This window comes from Neisseria sp. P0022.S010, assembly GCF_051956635.1.
Genome location: NZ_JBQCXF010000694.1, coordinates 1 through 1389 on the forward strand (window position 1 = coordinate 1; position 1389 = coordinate 1389).

At 53.9% G+C, this 1389-nt stretch carries 1 protein-coding gene; it reads left to right on the forward strand.

Annotated elements, in window-relative coordinates; genetic code table 11:
• On the forward strand, positions 1-1287 hold a 1287-nt coding region (gene ppk1 / locus ACTHUT_RS20715), incomplete at its 5' end, for a polyphosphate kinase 1 (RefSeq protein ID WP_440419687.1).
• Between the last annotated feature and the right edge of the window lie 102 nt (positions 1288-1389).

A 1389-nucleotide genomic window follows, 5' to 3' on the forward strand; every position in this document is an offset into this window, starting at 1 on the left:
TACGGCGACGGTGTGCGCTTGGAAGTAGCAGACACTTGTCCGGCGCATATTCACGACTTCCTGCTTGCCCAGTTCAAGCTGACCTCTGCCGAGCTGTATCAGGTCAAAGGGCCGGTCAATTTGGTGCGCCTCAATGCCGTCCCCGATTTGGTGGACAGGCCGGATTTGAAGTTTCCGCCGCGCAATGCAGGCCGTCTGAAAGCCTTGCGCAAAAACGGTTCCGTGTTCAAACTGGTTAAACAGTCGCCGATTTTGTTGCATCATCCGTATCAGTCGTTTGATCCGGTTGTCCAAATGATACGCGAGGCAGCGGCCGATCCGGATGTATTGGCCGTCAAAATGACCATCTACCGCACCGGCAGCAATTCCGAGCTTGTGCGCGCATTGATGAAGGCCGCACTGGCGGGCAAGCAGGTTACCGTCGTGGTCGAACTGATGGCGCGTTTTGACGAAGCCAACAACGTCAATTGGGCGAAACAGCTCGAAGAGGCAGGCGCGCACGTCGTGTACGGCGTATTCGGCTACAAAGTCCATGCCAAAATGGCTTTGGTTATCCGCCGCGAAGACGGAGTGCTCAAGCGTTATGCACACCTCGGTACTGGCAACTACCACCAAGGCACATCGCGCATCTACACCGACTTCGGCATCATCACCGCTGACGAACAAATCACTGCCGATGTGAACATTCTGTTTATGGAAATCACAGGCTTGGGCAAGCCGGGCCGTCTGAACAAGCTCTATCAAAGCCCGTTTACCCTGCACAAAATGGTCATCGACCGCATCAAGCAGGAAACAGAACACGCCAAAGCAGGCAAACCGGCGCGGATTACCGCCAAGATGAACTCACTCATCGAGCCGAGCGTGATTGATGCGCTGTATCAAGCCAGCGCGGCAGGTGTGCAAATTGATCTGATTGTGCGCGGTATGTGTACTTTGCGCCCGGGTGTAAAAGGCTTGTCCGAAAACATCCGCGTCCGTTCCATCATCGGCCGCCAACTCGAACACTCGCGCGTGTATTGCTTCCATAACAACGGCGCAGACGATACCTTTATCTCCAGCGCCGACTGGATGGGTCGCAACTTCTTCCGCCGCATTGAAGTCGCCACGCCGATTACCACGCCCGAACTCAAAGAACGCGTGATCCGCGAAGGTTTGGAAATGGCTTTGGAAGACAATACCCAGGCTTGGCTGATGCAGCCTGATGGCAGCTATGTTCGCACCCAGCCGCAAGACGGCGAGCCTGCGTTTGGTTTGCAGGAAGGTTTGTGGAAAATATACGGACGTTAAATTAAATAATGTCTCAGTCCACCTGAAACGCAGGTTTCAGACGGCCTTTTTTGATTTTGACGTTATAATTCCGTTTCCCAATCTTTCAGACGGCCTTTCCTA